This is a genomic window from Bifidobacterium biavatii DSM 23969 (assembly GCF_000741165.1).
In the GTDB taxonomy this organism is placed as follows: Bacteria; Actinomycetota; Actinomycetes; order Actinomycetales; family Bifidobacteriaceae; genus Bifidobacterium; species Bifidobacterium biavatii.
In genome coordinates this window covers 303412-323451 of record NZ_JGYN01000030.1, presented here as the reverse complement: position 1 = coordinate 323451, position 20040 = coordinate 303412, and the positions used below count along the sequence as shown (strand labels likewise).

Here is a 20040-nt window from a genome sequence, read left to right as displayed (position 1 = left end):
GGGCGCAAGCAAGAGTCGCGATCTTCGCAACAAGCCCTGCCTGAACGGCGGGGCTTTTTTGTTGCGCCCCACAAGGTCACCGGAACACACGCAAGCAACGAACGTCACCGCAGATACGCATCAATCGCACGCGCGAATCGCATGCAGCATATGCCGCACGCATCGCGCGTCAACAGCACAGCCGGTCGGACACCGATCGCCACGATCGCACGGCCGGCGAAACAGGAGAGACAGACAATGTCAGAAGCAGTCGAAAGTACTGCCGGAGCCGTCGCCGGCAAGGCGCAGGCGCTGGTTCGCGACTCGGTCAAAACCGTGATCGCGGCGTCCATGGTCGGCACGGCCATCGAATTCTACGACTTCTACGCCTACGGCACCGCCGCGGCGAACTATTTCCCGCACATCTTCTTCGACAAGACCGACCCGACCGTCGCACTGCTCGCCAGCCTGCTGACGTTCGCCATCGCGTTCATTGCACGCCCGCTCGGCTCGCTCGTCTTCGGCCACTTCGGCGATCGCATGGGGCGCAAGACCACGCTGGTCGTCTCGCTGATGACCATGGGCGTCGGCACGTTCCTGATCGGCTGTCTGCCGACCTATGACCAGTGGGGCGTCGCGGCGGTCGCGCTGCTGTGCTTGCTGCGATTCGTGCAGGGCATCGGCCTCGGCGGCGAATGGTCCGGCGCGGCGTTGGTCGCCACCGAAAACGCGCCTGAAGACAAGCGCGCACTCTACGGCTCCTTCCCGGAGCTGGGCGCGCCGATCGGCTTCTTCCTGTCCAACGGCACCTACTTCCTGCTCGAAACGTTCAACGATTCCGATGCGATGCTCGCATGGGGCTGGCGCGTGCCGTTCCTGCTGAGCGCGGTGCTCGTGATCATCGGCCTCGTCGTGCGAGTGCACATGGAGGAGACCCCGATCTTCCGCATGGCGCAGGAGAAGAAGCAGGTCGTCAAGGCCCCGATCGTCGAAGTGTTCCGCAAGAGCTGGGTGCAGGTGCTGCAGGCCACGTTCCTCGTCGCCGTCACGTACACGCTGTTCTACACGCTCGCCACCTGGTCGCTCGCATGGGGCACCAAGGCGCAGGGCGAGGGCGGCGGCGGCCTCGGCTTCACCAACCAGGAATACCTGCTCATGCTCATGATCGCCATCTGCGTGTTCGCCGCGTTCATCGTGATCTCCTGCGTGAACGCCGACAAGTTCGGCCGCAAGCGCGTGATCATCACCTCGTCCGTGCTGCTCGTCGTGTTCTCCGCGCTCTTCCCGTTCCTGCTGAACGGCGAAGTCGTCGGCCAGCGCAACTTCCTCGCCAACATGGTGTTCCTGTGCGTCGGCTTCGCGCTCATGGGCACCGCGTTCGGCCCGATCGGCGCGTTCCTGCCCGAGCTGTTCGACGCGAACGTGCGCTACTCCGGCTCCGGCATCGGTTACAACCTCGCCGCGATCGTCGGCGCCGCGTTCGTGCCGACCATCGCCACCTGGCTGTCGTCCCACTGGGGCGTGCACTCTGTGGGCATCTACCTCGGCGTGATGGCCGTGTGCTGCCTCGTCGCGGTGCTGAGCTGCCATGAGACGAAGGACGTTGATTTCACCAAGTGAAATCAACGGCTGGTCGTCGGCTTCGCGATTGCCTGTCTTGCAATCGCTCACTTCGCCTACGGAAGCCCACTGGGCTTCCGCTTGACGGCTCAGCACGGACGTTGACTTTACGAAGTGACGCTTGACATGCGAGCGTAGCGAGCCTCGGCCCCCTCGGCTGAGGGGGCTGTCAGCGTAGCTGACTGGGGGAGCGTACACGGGATGGCATTGATAGCTCATGAATGCTCAGATGCCCGCGTTCCCCCAGCGTCGTCGCTCGTCAATTCACGCAAAAATTACCGCACAAAACAATCATTCAGTATTTGGACGTGAGCAATCACGTCGACTCTCGCCGGACTAGAACAGTGCGGCAGGAGACGAACGGCTCGCCGCGCGGACACAATCCTCAACGCCTCAAGCCTCATCAATCTCACCGATTGTCGGGCGCCTTACCAACGCCCAACGAAACAACATAAAGGAGTGCCTATCATGGCAGCAACTATCTGGTACGAAAAGGACGCCGATCTCTCCGTGTTCGATGGCAAGAAGGTCGCCATCCTCGGTTACGGCTCGCAGGGCCACGCTCACGCGCTGAACCTGCGTGACTCGGGTGTCGACGTGGTCGTCGGCCTGCGTCCTACCTCCAAGTCCGTGGAGTTCGCCAAGGAGCAGGGCCTCGAGGTCAAGCCGGTGCCGGAAGCGGTCGCCGAGGCCGACGTCGTGATGATCCTGCTGCCTGACCAGTACCAGGCCAAGGTCTACAAGGAGGACGTCGAGCCGAACCTGAAGCCGGGTGCCGCTCTGGCCTTCGCTCATGGCTTCAACATCCACTACGGCTACATCAAGCCGTCGGCCGATCACCCGGTGTTCATGGTTGCCCCGAAGGGCCCGGGCCACATCGTGCGTCGTGAGTACGCCGCCGGCCGTGGTGTCCCGGTCGTCGTGGCTGTCGAGCAGGACCCGGACGGCAAGACCTGGCCGCTGTGCCTCGCCTACGCGAAGGCTCTGGGCGCCCTGCGCGCCGGCGCCATCAAGACGACCTTCACCGAGGAGACCGAGACCGATCTGTTCGGCGAGCAGGACGTGCTGATGGGCGGCATCAACCACCTGTGCGACATGGGCTTCGACGTGCTGACCGAGGCCGGCTACCAGCCGGAGATCGCCTACTTCGAGGTGTTCCACGAGCTGAAGATGCTGGTCGACCTCGCCAACGAGGGTGGTCTGAACAAGGCCCGTTGGTCCTGCTCTGACACCGCCCAGTACGGCGACTACACCTCCACGGTCATCACCGAGGAGACCAAGAAGCGCATGCAGTACCAGCTGAAGCGCATTCAGGACGGCTCCTTCGCCAAGGAGTTCATGGACGATCAGGCCGCCGGCGCCCCGAAGTTCAAGAAGCTGCAGGAGGAGTACTCGCACCCGCACCTCGAGACCGTCGGCCCGAAGCTGCGCGCCATGTTCTCTTGGAACAACGGCCCGGCCAAGGATCAGGACGAGGCCGAGTCCTTCAACGGCAAGATCGCTCGTACCCAGGTTCAGTGATTGCGCCCGCGGTTGCACCAACCGCGCATAGCCGATAGCAAAACGGCTTTCGTAACAGCCGCCGCTCCATTCATCCGGAGCGGCGGCTGTTTGCGTTGCGGGCTGTCAGCGGACCGTCAATGAATCGTCACCCAGTGCGCGCAACCGTGTGCTCGGCGTGCACTCAGTGATGTTTCGGAGCGCAGAATCATCACTATGCGCGCGCCGTTCGATTGCGCGCGCATAGTGACGACGGCGTGGCGGACGCCGCCGGAATGTCCATGTTTGAAGAGTGACGTGGCTCACGTTGTGGACGATGACCGGATGGCGACGGGGTTATCGGTAGGATGGGGAGCAGTTTCGAGGACAAAATCCTCACGCTTGAGACCGCTCGGGAAACCCATCCCGAACCCCCAAACGCGCAGAATGTTGTACATCAGTACACAAAAGCATAATGCGCAACCACACAACACCGTGTGCCGGCAAACGCTGACGGCACGCAAGTACAAGGAGTGCTTACATGGCTGCACAGATCTGGTATGAAAACGACGGCGATCTTTCCGTGCTCGAAGGCAAGAAGGTCGCGATCATCGGCTACGGTTCCCAGGGTCACGCTCACGCGCTGAACCTGCGCGATTCGGGCGTCGACGTGGTCGTCGGCCTGCGTCCGACCTCCAAGTCGGTCGAGTTCGCCAAGGAGCAGGGCCTCGAAGTGAAGTCCGTTCCGGAAGCCGCCGCCGAGGCCGACGTCATCATGATCCTCGCCCCCGACCAGTACCAGCGCACCATTTGGGCCAACGACATCGAGCCCAACATCAAGCCGGGCGCGGCCGTCGCGTTCGCTCACGGCTTTAACATCCACTACGGCTACATCAAGCCGTCCGAGGATCACCCGGTGTTCATGGTCGCGCCGAAGGGCCCGGGCCACATCGTTCGTCGTGAGTACGCCGCTGGCCGTGGCGTCCCGGTCGTCGTGGCTGTCGAGCAGGACCCGCGCGGCGACGGCTGGGCGCTGACCCTGGCCTACGCGAAGGCTCTGGGCGCCCTGCGCGCTGGCGCCATCAAGACCACCTTCAAGGAGGAGACCGAGACCGATCTCTTCGGCGAGCAGAACGTCCTCATGGGTGGCGTGAACAAGCTCGTCGAAATGGGCTTCGAGGTCCTCACCGACGCCGGCTACCAGCCGGAGATCGCCTACTTCGAGGTCTGCCACGAGCTCAAGATGCTCGTCGACCTGATGAACGAGGGTGGTCTGAACAAGGCCCGTTGGTCCTGCTCTGACACCGCCCAGTACGGCGACTACACCAACACCGTCATCAACGAGGACTGCCGCAAGCGCATGGAATACCACCTGCAGCGCATCCAGGACGGCTCCTTCGCTAAGGAGTTCATCGACGATCAGGATGCCGGCGCCCCGCACTTCAAGGAGCTGCAGGAGAAGTACTCCAACGAGCGCATCGAGACCGTCGGCCCGAAGCTGCGCGCCATGTTCTCTTGGAACAAGGACGGCGTCAAGGACGCCGACGAGGCCAACTCCTTCACCGGCAAGATCGCCCGCGCCCAGGTGCAGTGACATTACGCCATTAGGCTAGGCAGCATACGGCAAGCCGTCGTTTTCCGTTCATACGGAAGCGGCGGCTTCGTCGTATTCAGGCACGCCGGACAGCACATGATGGTAGCGTTATCAGCGATACCGTCCAGTCGAGCCCAAAGGAGCGCAGCACCGCATGTTCATCCCACGGTATTACGAAGACCTCACCACCCTGCACGTCGGCACCGAGCCGAACCGCGCCTACTACGTCCCCGCGTCGCGGCGCATGGACACGGTCGGCGAGAAGCGCGCGAACTCCGACCGTTTCCAGCTGCTCAACGGCGACTGGGACTTCAAGTACTACAAGAGCATCTACGATCTTGACGCCGACGTGGAAGCCGCCCGCGCCGCCGGCCGCCCGGCGTTCTGCGACGACGGCTTCGATGGCACCGGCGCCCCCGCCGACCTGGAGTCGTGGGAGCATCGCGCCGCCGTCAGCCACGGCCGCGAAGCCGCCGGCTTCACCGCGATCCCGGTGCCGAGCGTCTGGCAGAACCACGGATTCGACGGCCACGAGTACACGAACGTCAACTATCCGTACCCGCTCGACCCGCCGTACGTGCCGCAGGACGATCCGTGCGGCGTCTACATCCACGAGTTCGAGCACACGCCGAACCCGGATGCCCCGCGCACCTTCCTGAATTTCGAGGGTGTGGACTCGTGCTTCTACGTGTGGCTGAACGGCCGGTTCATCGGCTACTCGCAGGTCTCCCACTCCACGAGCGAATTTGATGTGACCGACGCGCTCGACAACGGCATGAACATCCTCGCCGTACTTGTGCTCAAGTGGTGCGACGGCAGCTATCAGGAAGATCAGGACAAGTTCCGCATGTCCGGTATCTTCCGCGACGTCTACCTGCTTGACCGTCCGGAGGACGCGGTCCGCGACTACTTCGCGCACACGGCGATCTGGCGCAACGTCGACCCGCGCCTGCTCGACGATCTGACCGACGCCGAATACGACGCGTCGCCGGTTGACCATGCGACGATCGACGTCGATTTCGCGTTCTACGACGACGTGGACGTGCCCGTGACCGTGCAGCTGTTCGACGCGGACGGCGAGCTCGTCGCCGAAACGCAGGCCGAGCCGATCGACGACGTTGCGGCCGATGACGCGACTGCCGACGACGATCTCGAGGAAGGCGAGATCGAGTCGATCGACGAGATCGCCGACGTCGACGACGGCGAGCCGAGCGACGCGGAAAACGCGCTGCACGTCGCGATCGCGACCGGCACCGCGTCCCCGACGATCGTCGACACGGACTCCGCCGCCGGCGACAGCGCGTTCCTGCCGACCGCGCATGCGCGGCTCGTCGTCGACGACCCGCAGCTGTGGACCGCCGAAACGCCGTATCTGTACACGATCGTCTACACCACGGCGAACGAGGTCATCACCGACCACGTTGGCATTCGCGAGGTCAGCGTCGACGGCAACGTGGTCAAGGTCAACGGCAAGCCGATCAAGATCCACGGCGTCAACCGCCACGACTCCGACCCCGTGACCGGCCCGGTCATCAGCGAGGCGCAGATCATGCGCGACCTGACGCTGATGAAGGAGCACAACGTCAACGCGATCCGCACCAGCCACTATCCGAACGCGCCGCACTTCTACGACCTGTACGACAAGCTCGGCTTCTACGTGATCGGCGAGGCCGACGACGAAAGCCACGGCACCGACGTTGCGATCGCCAAGGACGACAGCTGGGACGCGCACGCTCAGCGCTGGCCGCGTCTGATCGCCGACAATCCGGCGTGGATCGCGCCCACCGTCGACCGCGTGCAGCGCTGCGTCGAGCGCGACAAGAACCACGCGTCGATCATCTTCTGGTCGATGGGCAACGAGTGCGCGTACGGCTGCACGTTCGAGGCTGCGCTCGAATGGACGCATGCGTTCGACCCGAGCCGCCTGACCCACTACGAATCCGCGCGCTACGTGACCGCCGACCGTGAATACGATTTCAGCCATCTTGACGTGCACTCGCGCATGTACCCGTCGCTCGAGGACATCGACCAGTACTTCTCCGAGGAGGGCCCGCGCACTCCGGACGGCAAGCGCGACGGCACCTTCGGCGGCGACGATGGCGACAACGGCGTCAAGCCGTACTTCATGTGCGAGTTCTGCCACGCGATGGGCAACGGCCCGGGCGACCTCGAGGACTACTTCGACCGCATCCAGCGCTATGACGGCCTGGTCGGCGGCTGCATCTGGGAGTGGTGCGACCATGCGATCGACCGCGGCACGAACGCGGCCGGCAAGCGCGAGTATGCGTACGGCGGCGACTCGGGCGAGTATCCGCACGACGGCAACTTCTGCATGGATGGCCTCGTCTACCCCGACCGCACGCCGCACACCGGCCTGCTCGAGTTCAAGAACGTGTACCGCCCGGTGCGCGTCGCCGGATTCGACCCGGCCGCGGGCACGGTCACGCTGCACAACTACTACGACTTCCTCAACACCGCCGACGCCGGCCTGTTCCTCGACTTCACGCTCGTGGTCGACGGCCAGCCGGTCGTGAACGCTTCGTGGGAGGAGGATCCGGCCGCGGGCGACGCGTTCCGCATGGAGCATCCCGGCAATTACACGCCGGCCATGCCCGCGATCGAACCGCACGGCGAGACGACGGTCGAGTTGCCGACCGAGATCCGCGCGGCCATCGCCGAACTGGGCGAGCGTGGCGCGGGCAAGGCGACGCTGCTCGTGCGCACGTATCGCCTGACCGACGACGGCGTGCTGCTCGCCGGCTTCCCGCTCGGCTTCGACGAGGTCGCAGTGCCGACGGCCGATCCGCGCAACCAGACCGTGGTCGCGCTGCTCGAGGCGGCGCGCGACGAGTCCGGTGCGGCTGGTGCCGAGGACGGTTGTTGCGGCGGTCGTGATGCCGGCAAGGGCTGCTGCGGCGGCGCGTGCGACGACTGCGGCGATGACGAGGCGTGCGGCAAGTCGCCGTGCGACGGTGCGTGCGCCGACGCGCATGTCGGGTCTGCGATTCCGGCGCTGCTCACCGTCAGCGAGACGTCCGCTGAAATCACCGTCGAGTCTCCCGACTTCCGTTACGCGATCGACAAGCGCACGGGTCTGTTCTCGTCGATGACGTACGCGAACCGCTCGCTGCTCGACCGTCCGATGGAGCTCAACATCTGGCGCGCGCCCACCGACAACGATCGCAACGTGCGTCACGAGTGGGAGCGCGCGCAGTTCGACCGCGCCTACGCACGTGCATACGCTGTCGACGTGCTGGTCGACGAGGACGATCTGGTCTCCGCCCAGCCCGGCGCCGAATCGTCCGTCGTCTCCGACATGGACATGGTCGCGCCGGAGATCGCCGCGCAGACCGAAGGCGAGCCAGAGCTCGTCGCGTCGTTCGGCGACGCGGGCGGCGCGCATGCGGCCGACGCCGGATTCGGCGGCTTCGACGACGGCACGGTGGCCGTGGCCGGCGACGTGACGGTCCAGGCCCGCATCGGCCTGGTCGCGCCGATCGTGCAACGCATCGCCACCGTCGACGCGACGTGGACGATCCATCCGAACGGCGCGATCGAACTGACCATGGACGTGACGCGCGATCCGGCGTTCCCGTTCCTGCCGCGCTTCGGCCTGCGCCTGTTCGTGCCCAAGGCGCTGCACGACGTGACGTACTGCGGCCTCGGCCCGATCGAGAGCTACGTCGACAAGCGCCGCGCCAGTTGGCACGGCGTGTTCGCCGGCACGCCGCAGACGCTGTTCGAGCCGTACATCAAGCCGCAGGAGAACGGCAACCACCACGATTGCGACTGGGCGAGCGTGGCCGGCGACGGCATGGCGCTCACTGTGTTCGGCGGGGTTGCTGCCAACGCTGCGGCGGATGCTGCGGACGGCGCGGCGGACGAGGTTGCGGCCGATGCCTCGCCGTCCACGTTCGATTTCCAGGCGCTGCCGTACACGGCCGAGGAGCTGACGCGCAAGATGCACAACAGCGAGCTCGAGGAAGCCGCTTCGACCGTGGTGTGCGTGGACTACGCGCAGTCCGGCATCGGCTCCAACAGCTGCGGCCCGGCCCTGATCAAGCAGTACCGCCTCGACGCGGAGCGCTTCACCTTCGCCGTCGGCTTCGTGCCCTCGGTTCGCTGATCCGGACGCTATAAGCCAAGTGCCATAAACCAACGAAAGCCGGTTGCCACACCTCACGTGGCAACCGGCTTTCGTTTATGCAGTCCGATGGTCTACCGCAGGGAGCGGCGGAATGGGGGAGCGGGGAGGCCGGACTCGTTGAAGAGGGGCGCGGGGCCCCAGCTGCGCCACGCGTAACGCACGGCCGTTGGATGGGCGACGGCGGGGGAGCGCAGCGTGACCGTGCCGCCGTGATGTTCGTCCCCGCACGCGATGACCGCGTCGGCCGGGTGGAAGACGCCGTCCTCGCCGGCCAGTTCGAAGCCGGAGTCGCCGGCGTCGCGGTGAGCCGGCTCGTCGTTTGCCGTGTTGTTGCCGGGATCGCGTCCGTACGTGCCGGGAACCGTACCGTCGAAATGCAGCCTGTTCGCGTGATCGAGCCGTAGCGTGACGGTGCCTGTGACGGTATTGACGACCGTCGCATCGACCGGCGTCGGCCCGTCCACGGCGATGTCGTCGCGCCCATACACGTTGCGCAGCGCGCAGTCGGCGAGGCGTTCGCCAGGCGTGCGCTTGTTGGTTGGATGGATGTTGTCGAATTCGCCGCAGTCGATAGTCGTCACGGTGAACACGTTCGCAATCGTGCACGCCGCGTCCCACTGGGCCTCGCGGATGACCGGCCAGTGCAGCGGGTCGGCATGCGCGGCGGCCGTGTTTTTGTCGATCCACTGCGGCAGCTGCACGATCAGGAACGGCAGCGGCGCACCATATCCACAGCCGTCGGTACGGTGCGTGCAGTCGGTGCCACGCCCGTAGGCGCAGTCATCCGAGCGGTTCCACAATCCGCGCCACTCGTCGATCATCAGTCCCAGCAGTTCACGGTACGACTCGCAGTGCGCCTCGTCCTCCTCTCCCTGATACCACAGGAATCCGGCCACGCCGTACGGCGCGACGCGTTCGACCATCGTGCCGAACGGTCCGGTCGGCCGGTACTGGGAGGTCGGCGTAACCGGCGGCGGCCACGGGCACTCGCCGTACCGCGCGTTCAGCGTGTCCCACGTGATGTCCGGCTCCGCCGCGCGCGCGGCTCCGATAGCGTCGTTCCACGCGTCGAACTTTGTCTGCCACGCCGTCGTTTCCGCGGCGAACTGCGCGTCCGTCTTGCCGGCGATCGCCGCGTCGAACCGCGCGAGATACCCGCGTCCGGCCTCGCACGTCTCCAGCGTGGCGCGGCTCATCCACGAGGTGATCGATGTGCCGCCGATATAGCAGTCGATGATGCCGACCGGCATGTCCGGGCCGAGTTCGGCGCGCAGTTTCCGTGCGAAGTGGTATGCCACAGCGGACATATAGCCGCTGGTTTCCGGACTGCTCGTCACCCAGCCGGACTGCGCTTCCGTGGCCGGATCGACGACGCCGGTTTTCGGCGTGTTGTAGAAACGCAGCAGCGGGTCGGCGCTCGCCGCGACGGCCGTATCCGCATGTCCGCTGTTGCGCAGTTCGAGTTCCATGTTGCTCTGTCCGCCGGCGAGCCAGACTTCGCCGACAACGACGTCGACGAACGTGAGGGTCTCGCATGGCGGTTCGTGCGTTGCGTCGCGTGGTGTTTCACGTGAAACAAGCAATGTGTAGGTACCGCCGGCCGGTACCGCCGGCAACTCGACCAGCCAATGCTCGCTCGCGGTGACGATGGACGCCGCGCGCAGAGTCTCGGTTTGTGAGCCTCCGTTTGTGCTCTGCAGTTCGACGTGGATGACCGATCCGGCCGGTGCCGTGCCGAAAACAGGAATGGGTCGATTGCGCTGCATCACCATGTGATCGCTAAACACGGCGGCCACGCGCAGCGATCCGCTGACGGTGCGGTCCTTCGCGCCGGAGGAGGCGGTTTTGGTGCTGGCGTCCGATCCCGGTGCGGGGCCGGTGGCAATGGGTTTGCTCATGATGCTTCCTTGATAGGTCGTATGGGGGTGTCCGATGGGTGCCGGTCAGTCGTTCCAGACGGACGGGCCGAGCGATTCGATGAAGGCGGCGAGTTCGCGAGCCATTTCCTCGTGCTCCGCGACGCGCGGATGGCCCGGAGTGGCCACTCCGTTGCGCGAGTAGAGGAAATGGTAGGCCACGGGTGCATGACCGACCGAAGCGGACGGTCCGGCCGGACGATTTCCGGCAGAGGCGGCGTGTTCCGCGGCGGCCCCCATGCCCAGTTGGCACAATGCAGCCAAATCCTGCGCTTCGGCGGCCAGATCGGCGTTGAACGTGTACACGGCCTCGTCGATTGCCCGGTCCCATGCCGGGTCGTGCCGCAGCACAGTGGTGGTGCAGATGATCGTCGCATGCGGATACCGTTCGTGCAGCGACCGCAGGAAGTCCACGTACCGTGAACGCCAGTGCGCCGCCTGCTCGCCGTGATAGTCGCGCGCCATGAAATCGTCCGGATGCGCATCGTTCTGGCCGATCGCGATCACCACGACCTGCGGCGTGTACCGCGCGAAATCCCACGGCTTGGTCTCGCCGAGCGTTGGGTTGTATTCGACGCGGTCCCAGATGCTCTCCTGCCCGATATAGTCCGGTCCGCGGAACCAGCCGATGCCATCGATCAGCGACGCGCCGCCCTGCGACACGTCGTGCAGCGCGGCGCCGAGCCTGCGCGCCGCGATCGCGCCGTACGACATCCACGCGTTGCTGTACGAACTCAGATCGACGTCCGGATCGAGCTTGCCGACATACAGCGCGGCTTCGTTGCGCTCGCCGCAGGACACCGAATCGCCGAAGATCTCCATGCGCCGGACGGGCGCGGGGTCGAGCGGCGGCAGCACACGCGCGCCGGCGTCGAGCCCGAAGCCGAACAGCTGCACGTAATGCTGACCGTCCTGCCGTTTGCACACGATTGCCGTGTGTTCGATGTTCGGCAGATTGTCGGCGAGAGTGACAGTGACCGGCGTCACCGTCGCGTCGGAGGAAGAGTTGGGAAGTGCGTTCGTCCAGCCGGTGCCGAACGGCGTGCGCGGACTGGCTGGTGCGGGGAGTGCGACTGATGTCTCGGGTTGCATGTCGTCGGTCGGATCGTGCGATGCGGTGCTGCTGTTGGGCATGTCGTTGAGTCCGACGAATCCGGACGGGATGCGTACTTTGGCGGTCACGCCGTCGATGATGACTTCGAGATGGCTGTCGCCGTAGTTCCAGTAGTTGATGAGATCCGCGGTCAGCGACGTGCCGGTAAAGCGGAATGCGACCTGCGTGTACGGGTAGACCCAGATCGGTCGGGGCGGATCGGCGTCGTCGATGCGGCCCATCGTGCGCAGTGCCGGATCGTTGGGGGCGATGATGACTCGTGCGTCGTTGCTGTCTATCATGACTTGTCCTTTGCGTTGTTATCTGCTGAACAGCTGTCCAGCCGGTGTATTCGATGCCGCGACGCGCCGTCGCACAACACCTTAACCGGTTCATAAAAACATGATACACTCGTCGTGGACGTTATCAACTACCAATCGGTCGCTAACGGAATCGACCGATGCGTACCAATGCAGAGAAAGGAATCATCGATGACTCTCCCCATCGTCCCCGACGCCTTCATGTTCGGCACCGCCACAGCCTCCTACCAGATCGAAGGTGCAGCAACCGAAGACGGCCGCTGCCCGTCCATCTGGGACACCTTCTCCCACACCCCTGGCCGTACGTTCAACGGCGACACTGGCGACGTGGCCACCGACTCGTACCACCGCTACAAGGAAGACATCGCGCTGCTCAAGGAGCTCGGTGTCGACGCCTACCGCTTCTCCATCGCCATGCCTCGCATCGTGCCCACGGAGGGCGGCCCGACCAACGAGAAGGGCCTTGATTTTTACGAGCGCGTCGTCGACGAACTGCTCGCCAACGGCATCAAGCCGTGCGCCACGCTGTACCACTGGGATCTGCCGCAGTATCTCGGCGACAAGGGCGGCTGGCTGAATCGCGACACCGCCTATCGCGTGGCCGACTACACGCGCCGCGTGGCCGAACGTCTCGGCGACCGCGTCGACACGTGGATCACGCTCAACGAGCCGTGGTGCTCCTCCTACCTGAGCTACGGCGGCACCGAGCACGCCCCGGGCATGGGCGGCGGCCCGGTCGCATTCGAGGCGGTCCACCACCTCAACCTCGCCCACGGCCTCATGGTGCAGGCGCTGCGCGGCACGATCAAGGACGACGCGCGCGTCGCCGTCACCCTCAACCTCCAGTTCAACCGCGGCGACGCGGACGCCGTGCACCGCACCGACCTGATCGGCAACCGTGTCTTCCTCGACCCGATGCTGCGCGGATACTACCCGGACGAGCTGTTCGCGGTCACCAAGGGCATCTGCGACTGGTCGTTCATCAAGGACGGCGATCTCGAGCAGATCCACCAGCCGATCGACCTGCTCGGCATCAACTACTACTCGACTAGCCTGGTCAAGATGAGCGACCGCCCGCAGTTCCCGCAGTCCACCGAGGCAAGCACGTTCCCCGGCTGCAGCGACATCGACTGGCTGCCGACCCCGGGCGAGCACACCGAAATGGGCTGGAACATCGATCCGAACGGCCTGTACGACCTGCTCGTGCGCGTGCACAACGACTACCCGGAGCTTCCGCTGTTCATCACCGAGAACGGCATCGCGTGCGCCGACGAGCTCGTCACCGAGGCCGACGGCACCAAGGCCGTGCACGACGACAAGCGCATCTCCTACCTCACCAAGCACTTCGACGCGGCCCGTCGCGCGATCGAGGCCGGCGTGGACCTGCGCGGCTACTTCGTGTGGTCGATGCTCGACAACTTCGAGTGGGCGTTCGGCTACACCAAGCGCTTCGGCATCACCTACGTGAACTACGAGACGCAGGAGCGCACCCCGAAGGACAGCTTCAAGTGGTACCAGAAGCTCATCGCCTCGCGCGAGCTGCCGGTGCTGTGACGGGTCGCTGATCCGATATCCTGCAACCGCAGTGGCGGAAAACGCTCGCTCGGCACCGGCTGAGCGAGCGTTTTCCGCCACTGCGGTATGCGCGTGCAACGCACACATGACACACATGGCAAGGAGCTAATAATCATGACGATGACAACGGTGTCAGCAGCTGACGGGCGCATGCTCTACGGCGGCGACTACAACCCGGAACAGTGGCCCGAGGAGATCTGGGCCAAGGACATGGAACTGTTCCACGAGGCCGGCATCAACGAGGTCACGCTCAACGTGTTCTCGTGGGCCAGCCTGCAGCCCAGTGAACATGAATACGATTTCAGCCGCCTCGACCGCATCGTCGACACGGTCACCAAGGCCGGCATGAGCATCATCATGGCCACGTCCACCGGCGCGCTGCCGTCATGGCTGTCGCTCCAGTACCCCGAAGTCGAACGCGTCGACTTCTTCGGTCGCAAGCATCGGCAGGGCGAACGCCACGACGCCTGCCCGAACAGTCCCGTCTACCGGCGGCTGTCGGCCGCGCTTGCCGGCAAACTTGCTGAACGATACGGTCATCTTGCCAACGTTGTCGGCTGGCACATCAGCAACGAGTACGGCGGATACTGCTACTGCGAACGGTGTACTCAAGCGTTTCAGCAGTGGCTGCGCAAGCACTACGCGACGATCGACGATCTCAACGCGGCCTGGAACACGGCGTTCTGGAGCGGTACGTTCCAGTCGTTCGACCAGATCGGCCTGCCGGACTTCGCCGGCGACGGCATCGACGGCAACCGCGCCGTGCTGCCCGGCTACACGATCGACTACCGCCGCTTCTTCAGCGACTCGATCCGCGAGGCGTACCACCTCGAGAAACTCGCCATCCGCGAGCACGACGCGGCGACGCCCGTCACCACGAACTTCATGTGGCGCTTCGACAACTACGACTATCAGGCGTGGGGCGACGACCTCGACATCGCCTCGTGGGACTGCTACCCGCAGCGCGACACCAAGCCGTCGAGCACCGCGTTCTGGCACGAGGTGATCCGCGGCCTCAAGCACGGCCAGCCGTTCCTGCTCATGGAACAAACGCCGAGCCGGCAAAACTGGCAGGAATACTGCTATCTCAAAGCTCCAGGACAGATGCGCGAGATGAGCTGGCATGCGGTGGCGCACGGCGCCGACTCGGTGCAGTTCTTCCAGTTGCGGCGTTCACGCGGCGGTTGCGAGAAGTTCCACGGTGCGGTGATCGACATCGACGGGTCGAACCGGACGCGTGTGTTCCGCGAGGTCGCGCAGCTCGGTGGTGAACTGAAGCGGTTCGGTTCGCGGCTGCTCGGATCGCGCAGTGCGGCGCGCGTGGCCGTGATGTTCGACTTCCAGAACTGGTGGGGGCTCGAGGCGTGCGTCGGGCCGACCCGCGGCCTTGACTACGTGGACGAGTGCGAACGGTACTTCGCCGAGTTCGCGCGGCGCAACATCGCCGTGGATGTGGTGTCTGCGAACGTTGACATCAATGCGTACGATATCGTGCTCGCGCCGTGCCTGTACATGCTGCGCGGCGATATGGCCGATCGACTGCGTGCATACGTTCGCGGCGGCGGCCGACTGCTGCTGACGACCATGAGCGCGCTCGTGGACGAGCATGACAACCTGTTCCAGGGCGAGTGCCCGGTGCCGCTGCGCGACGTGGCCGGCGTATGGGCGGAGGAGACCGACGCGTTGCCGCCGAATATGGCCGTGCCGCTGATGCGCGGGGATGTGCCGGCGCCGGCGGATGGAGACGATGTGTTCGGCGCGTGCGGACTGCTGTGCGACATCATGCATCCCGACGACGATACGCGCGTGCTCGCGCGGTACGGCGGCGACGCGTTCTACGCCGGTACGCCGGCGATCACCGCGCATGACTTCGGCGATGGATGTTGCTGGTACGTCGGCACGATGCCGAACGGTACGGCCGCTCGTGCGATCGTCGACGACCTGCTGGACGGCACCGGCATCAGCGAGACGCCCAGCCCCGCCGGCACCGAGATCACGGTGCGCATCGCTGCCGACGGCACGCGGTATACGTTCCTGCTCAACCACACCGCGCAGTCGCAGGCTGTCGTCGTTCCTTGTGACGGCGTTGATCTGCTGGGGGACGGCGGCGCGGCGGACACTCCGGCCGAGGTCTCGATCGGAACGGAGATCACGCTCGCCCCTTACGGCGTCCGCCTGATCGAAACCAGGGCCTAGGCCATCTAACGGACATACAGCCGATTCGGGCACGCAAATCGGCTGTATGTCCGTTAGAGAGAAGCGAGATTGCGCATTGGGACGTTCCCAAGTCCTTATTCGTTTCCCTTTCAACGGACATACAGCCGATTTCCCCACCCGAATCGGCTGTATGTCCGTTGAGGGGAGGGGCGATCAAGGAGAGGAATCGGACCGAGGAAGGAGACTTTGCTCTGCGCGAGCGCGTTTCGGGGGGCGCCTCAACCTTTCAACGGACATACGGCCGATTAGCGGGGTGAAATCGGCTGTATGTCCGTCAGCAAAGAGGAAGAGACGAGAAACGCAACGGAACGTGTCTTCGCTGTCTTATCGTTTTATCGTTGCCGTTGCAGGTATTCGCGCAGGAACGGCACCGCAAAGTCAACCTCTCCACGCTCGGTTTCCTTGATGACATAGGCATCGAGCAGCCGCTTCCGATACGTAGCGGCGTAATTATTCGTCTTACCCATTCTCCTTGCGATGTCGCTGGTGGCTGATGGCGTATCGGATTGGGCCATCGCCTCCAGATAGGCCCTGTCGTTGCGGGACAATCCGTGCAGTTCCGGAATGCATACGGCATTGTCGAGATCGATTCGCGCCTCGGCGAGGCCATCGTGAACGTCCCGATCCGACACGATGTCCGAGTCTCGCATGTCGGCAACATCCCAGATGTGGTATCCCACGAGCTGGATCATGTAAGGGTACCCCTCCGTCGCCTGCGCAGCCGTATGAAGTTGATCCTCGCTGATGGTCATACCGGAGGTCCGGAAGGTGCGTCCGAGCGCATCCTGTACGTCAGCGATCGGAATATCGGTGAGTACGTTGGTTTTCGCGCGACGCAGGAACGTGATGACATCGTCATTGAACAAGTCCGAGACCATCTGCGGCAGCCCTGCGAATACGATGGCGATGTCTCGTCGTTCTCGTATCTGATGCTGAATCGCTGTAGCTAGGGCGATGAGGTCAGAACGTTGCGCAGCCTGCGTTTCATCGATGGAGATCAACAGTCCGGCATGATGCTTGCCGAGTAGGTCGAGTCGTTCGGACATGGCGTTGCGTAGTGTCTCGGGCATGCGTTTCGGCGACAGCTCGGCTTCGCCAAGACTTATGCTTGCTCCGCTGAGACTGATTGATGGCCGTATGCTGAGTCGGTCGAGTAGACGGTCTTTGTTGCGCAGTTCGTTGACCAGACGTTCGCAGAGGCCTTCGGATGCCGTTTCTTCGATGACGTCCCATTTTCTGTCACGGGCCTTGTCTCCGAAGACCGTCAACAATACTGTCTTGCCGGTTCCTCGTGGACCGGTGATCAACATGATTCGCCCTGGTGCCCCTACGCCGTTGTCGAGTCCTTTTTCGAAATCTCGGATGATTTTGGAACGGCCGATGAGCAGCGGTGGTTCCCCTCCTGCCGTGGGTTTGAACGGATTCGCCGTCGCCCGCATGAGGCCTCCTTAGCGTTGAGTGTAGCCAAATCAAAAATATCAAAAATATCAAAAATATCAAAAGATAAGGGGAGGGTCTGCCAACGGACATACAGCCGATTTCCCCACCCGAATCGGCTGTATGTCCGTTGAGGGGAGAAGCGATCAGGGAGAGGAATCGGACCGAGGAAGGAGACTTTGCTCTGCGCGACTTGCTCTGCGCAAGATTGCTCTGCGCGAGCGCGTTTCGGGAGCGCCTCAACCTTTCAACAGACATACGGCCGATTGATGGGGCGAGATCGGCTGTATGTCCGTTAGAGAGAGAAGCGAGACTGCGCGTTGGGACGTTCCCAAGTCCTTATTCGTTTCCCTTTCAACGGACATACGGCCGATTAGCGGGGTGAGATCGGCTGTATGTCGTTGAAGGGGAAAGGGGTGCGTGCCCGGCGCCATGCGGGCGTCCCCTATTCCTGCAGGGTTTTGAGGCGGTAGAACTTGCCGCGGGCGGCCATGAGGTCGTCGTAGGAGCCGGACTCGACGGCGCGCCCGTGCTCCATCACCACGATCCGATCGGCGTTGCGGATCGTGGACAGGCGGTGCGCCACCATGAACGTCGTGCACTGGCCCATCATGTGGTCGATCGCGGCCTGCACCTTGTGCTCCGACGCCGAGTCGAGCGCGCTCGTCGCCTCGTCGAAGATGATGATGCGCGGATGCCGGATCAGCGCCCGTGCGATCGCGATCCGCTGCCGCTGCCCGCCCGAGAGCGTCCCGCCGTGCTCGCCGAGCTGCGTATCCAATCCCTCCGGCAGTTCGGCCACCACGTCGTCCAGCCCGACCTCGCGCACCACGCGCTCCACCTCGGCGTCGTCCACGTCGCCGAGCCCGTAGATGATGTTGTCGCGCAGCGTGCCCGAGAACAGGATCGTGTTCTGCGGCACCACGGCGATCTGCCGCCGGTACGCGTCGAGGTCCATCTCCTTCAAATCGATCCCGTCCACGAGCACCGATCCGGCCTGCGGCACGCCGAACCCGATGAGCAGCTTGAGCAGCGTCGACTTGCCCGACCCCGAATCGCCCACGAACGCGAGCGACTGCCCGGCTGGCACCGTGAGCGAGAAGTCGCGTAGCACCATCGGATAGTCCGGACTGTAGCGGAAGTCCACATGCCGGAACTCCACGTCGCCGCGCAACCGCGCCGGCTCCACGTCGCGCGCGTTGCGCTCCACGTCCGTCTCCTGCAGGATCTCGCCGATCGACGACACCGACTCCATGCCCTTGGTGAGCACCGGGTACAGGTTGATCAGCGATGAGATCGAGTTGACGATCTGCGCGAAGTACGTCTGGAACAGCACCACGTCGCCGATCTGGATGCGTCCGTTGAGCGCGAGGTACGACGTGAACGCGAGGCACCCGAGCTGGAACACCTGGAACACGACCCAGCTCGTCGCGCCGAACAGCCCGTTGACGACGTCGAGCCGCAGGCCGGTGTCGTGGATGTGGTTGAGTCGCTTGCTCATGTGGTCGATCTCGACGTGCTGCAGGCCGTGCGCGCGCGTGACGGGGATCATCTCGATCATTTCGGCGACGGCGGCCTGCGTCTGTTCCATCTGGGAGCGGAAGTCGTGGTTTGACTGGCGGATCGGCTTGCGGAAGCAGTAGATCGCGATGACGGCGGCCGGCACGGTGAGCGCGAAGAACAGCAGCACGGTGGGGCTGTGCATGGCGGTGACCACGATGGCGATGGTGATGTCGAGCGCGATGATCGGCAGGCTGCGGTAGGTCTGGTCGATGAGGACCTCGACGTTTTCGACGTCGCGCATGACCTTCGACAGCAGGCGACCGGACTGCGTTTCGTTGTGGAAGCGGATGGACAGCTGCTGCAGTTTGACGACGAGGCTGCCGCGCAGCTTGCGTTCGATGTTGCGGTTGACGCGGCCGAACTGCAGGGCGACGGTCCAGGTACTCAGTACGTTCTGCAGGACGAAGACGAGCGCGACGGTAAGGTTGACCCATAGTTCGCTGAGGTCGTGCTGGTCACGGTAGGTGATGATGTTGATGATGTTGCTGGTGACGATCGGCAGCACCCAGCACGGCGACTGTTTGGCGACGAGCGCGAGCGTGGCGATGGCGAGCCGGCCGCCGGAGCCGCGGAAGAAGCTCAGGAGGATGTGGACGGGGTGGCCGGCGTTGCGTCGGTAGGCGTTGATGTATTCGGTGAACGACCACGGTGTGTCCGGCGGGACGTCGGCGGTCCAGCGGTCGTCGCCGTCGCTGCGTGTGTTTCCTACGGTTGCCGCGGCCGATGATGTGGCCGATGCCGCGGAGGATGATGTGGCGGTATCGGCGGGCGTTGCATCGGTGGGCGATGCGGCAGTATCCGCAATCGTTGTGGATGTCGCGGCTGAGGTCCGGGCGGGGGGACTGCAGATCGTCGGGGGTGGGTTCGTCAGTCGGTGCGGACATTGACTCTCCTCGCGTGCTTCGTTGCGGTGTTTGCGGTAACAGACTAATAAATGCAAGGGATAACGTAACCGGTTCAGTAAATGGCATACATTACTGAAGAAAGTTAAGGTAATGGCGACGCGCTTTGCGGGCGTAAGCCGCGCGACACGCCGGGAAAACGGCCGGATAAACTTATGGATTCAGTTAAGTACGAACGTACCTATCGGCTATGAACGT

10 protein-coding genes are annotated in these 20040 nt (G+C 64.1%); 6 read left to right on the top strand and 4 right to left on the bottom strand.

What is annotated here, in order from left to right; genetic code table 11:
* The first annotated feature begins 237 nt into the window (after nucleotides 1-237).
* The 4 genes from BBIA_RS10730 to BBIA_RS10715 all read left to right on the top strand — a co-directional run bounded on the left by BBIA_RS10730 (nucleotide 238) and on the right by BBIA_RS10715 (nucleotide 8798).
* Entirely contained in the window at nucleotides 238-1599 is a 1362-nt protein-coding gene (locus BBIA_RS10730) for an MFS transporter (RefSeq protein ID WP_033492682.1), read from the top strand.
* A gap of 468 nt (nucleotides 1600-2067) precedes the next feature.
* On the top strand, nucleotides 2068-3120 hold the full coding sequence (ilvC, locus tag BBIA_RS10725; RefSeq protein ID WP_033492680.1) for a ketol-acid reductoisomerase: 1053 nt from the start codon (nucleotides 2068-2070) through the stop codon (nucleotides 3118-3120).
* A 499-nt stretch (nucleotides 3121-3619) separates the two neighbouring features.
* On the top strand, nucleotides 3620-4672 hold the full coding sequence (ilvC, locus tag BBIA_RS10720; RefSeq protein ID WP_033492678.1) for a ketol-acid reductoisomerase: 1053 nt from the start codon (nucleotides 3620-3622) through the stop codon (nucleotides 4670-4672).
* A gap of 154 nt (nucleotides 4673-4826) precedes the next feature.
* A complete protein-coding gene (locus BBIA_RS10715) occupies nucleotides 4827-8798 on the top strand; it encodes a glycoside hydrolase family 2 TIM barrel-domain containing protein (RefSeq protein WP_033492676.1) in 3972 nt (1323 codons plus the stop codon).
* Between the two features lie 92 nt (nucleotides 8799-8890).
* Here BBIA_RS10715 and BBIA_RS10710 read toward each other — a convergent pair whose 3' ends face one another.
* Both BBIA_RS10710 and BBIA_RS10705 read right to left on the bottom strand, forming a co-directional pair.
* Nucleotides 8891-10717: a sialate O-acetylesterase family protein gene (locus BBIA_RS10710; RefSeq protein WP_033492674.1), complete on the bottom strand. Its 1827-nt coding sequence runs from the start codon at nucleotides 10715-10717 to the stop codon at nucleotides 8891-8893.
* A 45-nt stretch (nucleotides 10718-10762) separates the two neighbouring features.
* Nucleotides 10763-12130, bottom strand: coding sequence for a GDSL-type esterase/lipase family protein (locus tag BBIA_RS10705; protein ID WP_051923993.1), 1368 nt, complete (start codon nucleotides 12128-12130; stop codon nucleotides 10763-10765).
* Between the two features lie 189 nt (nucleotides 12131-12319).
* On the opposite strand from BBIA_RS10705, the gene BBIA_RS10700 reads away from it, so the two are divergent.
* Nucleotides 12320-13702: a GH1 family beta-glucosidase gene (locus BBIA_RS10700; RefSeq protein WP_033492672.1), complete on the top strand. Its 1383-nt coding sequence runs from the start codon at nucleotides 12320-12322 to the stop codon at nucleotides 13700-13702.
* Between the two features lie 135 nt (nucleotides 13703-13837).
* Nucleotides 13838-15919: a beta-galactosidase gene (locus BBIA_RS10695; RefSeq protein ID WP_051923992.1), complete on the top strand. Its 2082-nt coding sequence runs from the start codon at nucleotides 13838-13840 to the stop codon at nucleotides 15917-15919.
* Between the two features lie 353 nt (nucleotides 15920-16272).
* Here the strand turns inward: BBIA_RS10695 and BBIA_RS10690 are convergent, their stop codons facing one another.
* Both BBIA_RS10690 and BBIA_RS10685 read right to left on the bottom strand, forming a co-directional pair.
* On the bottom strand, nucleotides 16273-17379 hold the full coding sequence (locus BBIA_RS10690; protein ID WP_033492671.1) for an AAA family ATPase: 1107 nt from the start codon (nucleotides 17377-17379) through the stop codon (nucleotides 16273-16275).
* Between the two features lie 443 nt (nucleotides 17380-17822).
* Complete coding sequence (locus BBIA_RS10685; RefSeq protein ID WP_051923991.1) at nucleotides 17823-19880, bottom strand: ABC transporter ATP-binding protein; 2058 nt, start codon at nucleotides 19878-19880, stop codon at nucleotides 17823-17825.
* Nucleotides 19881-20040: the final 160 nt, after the last annotated feature.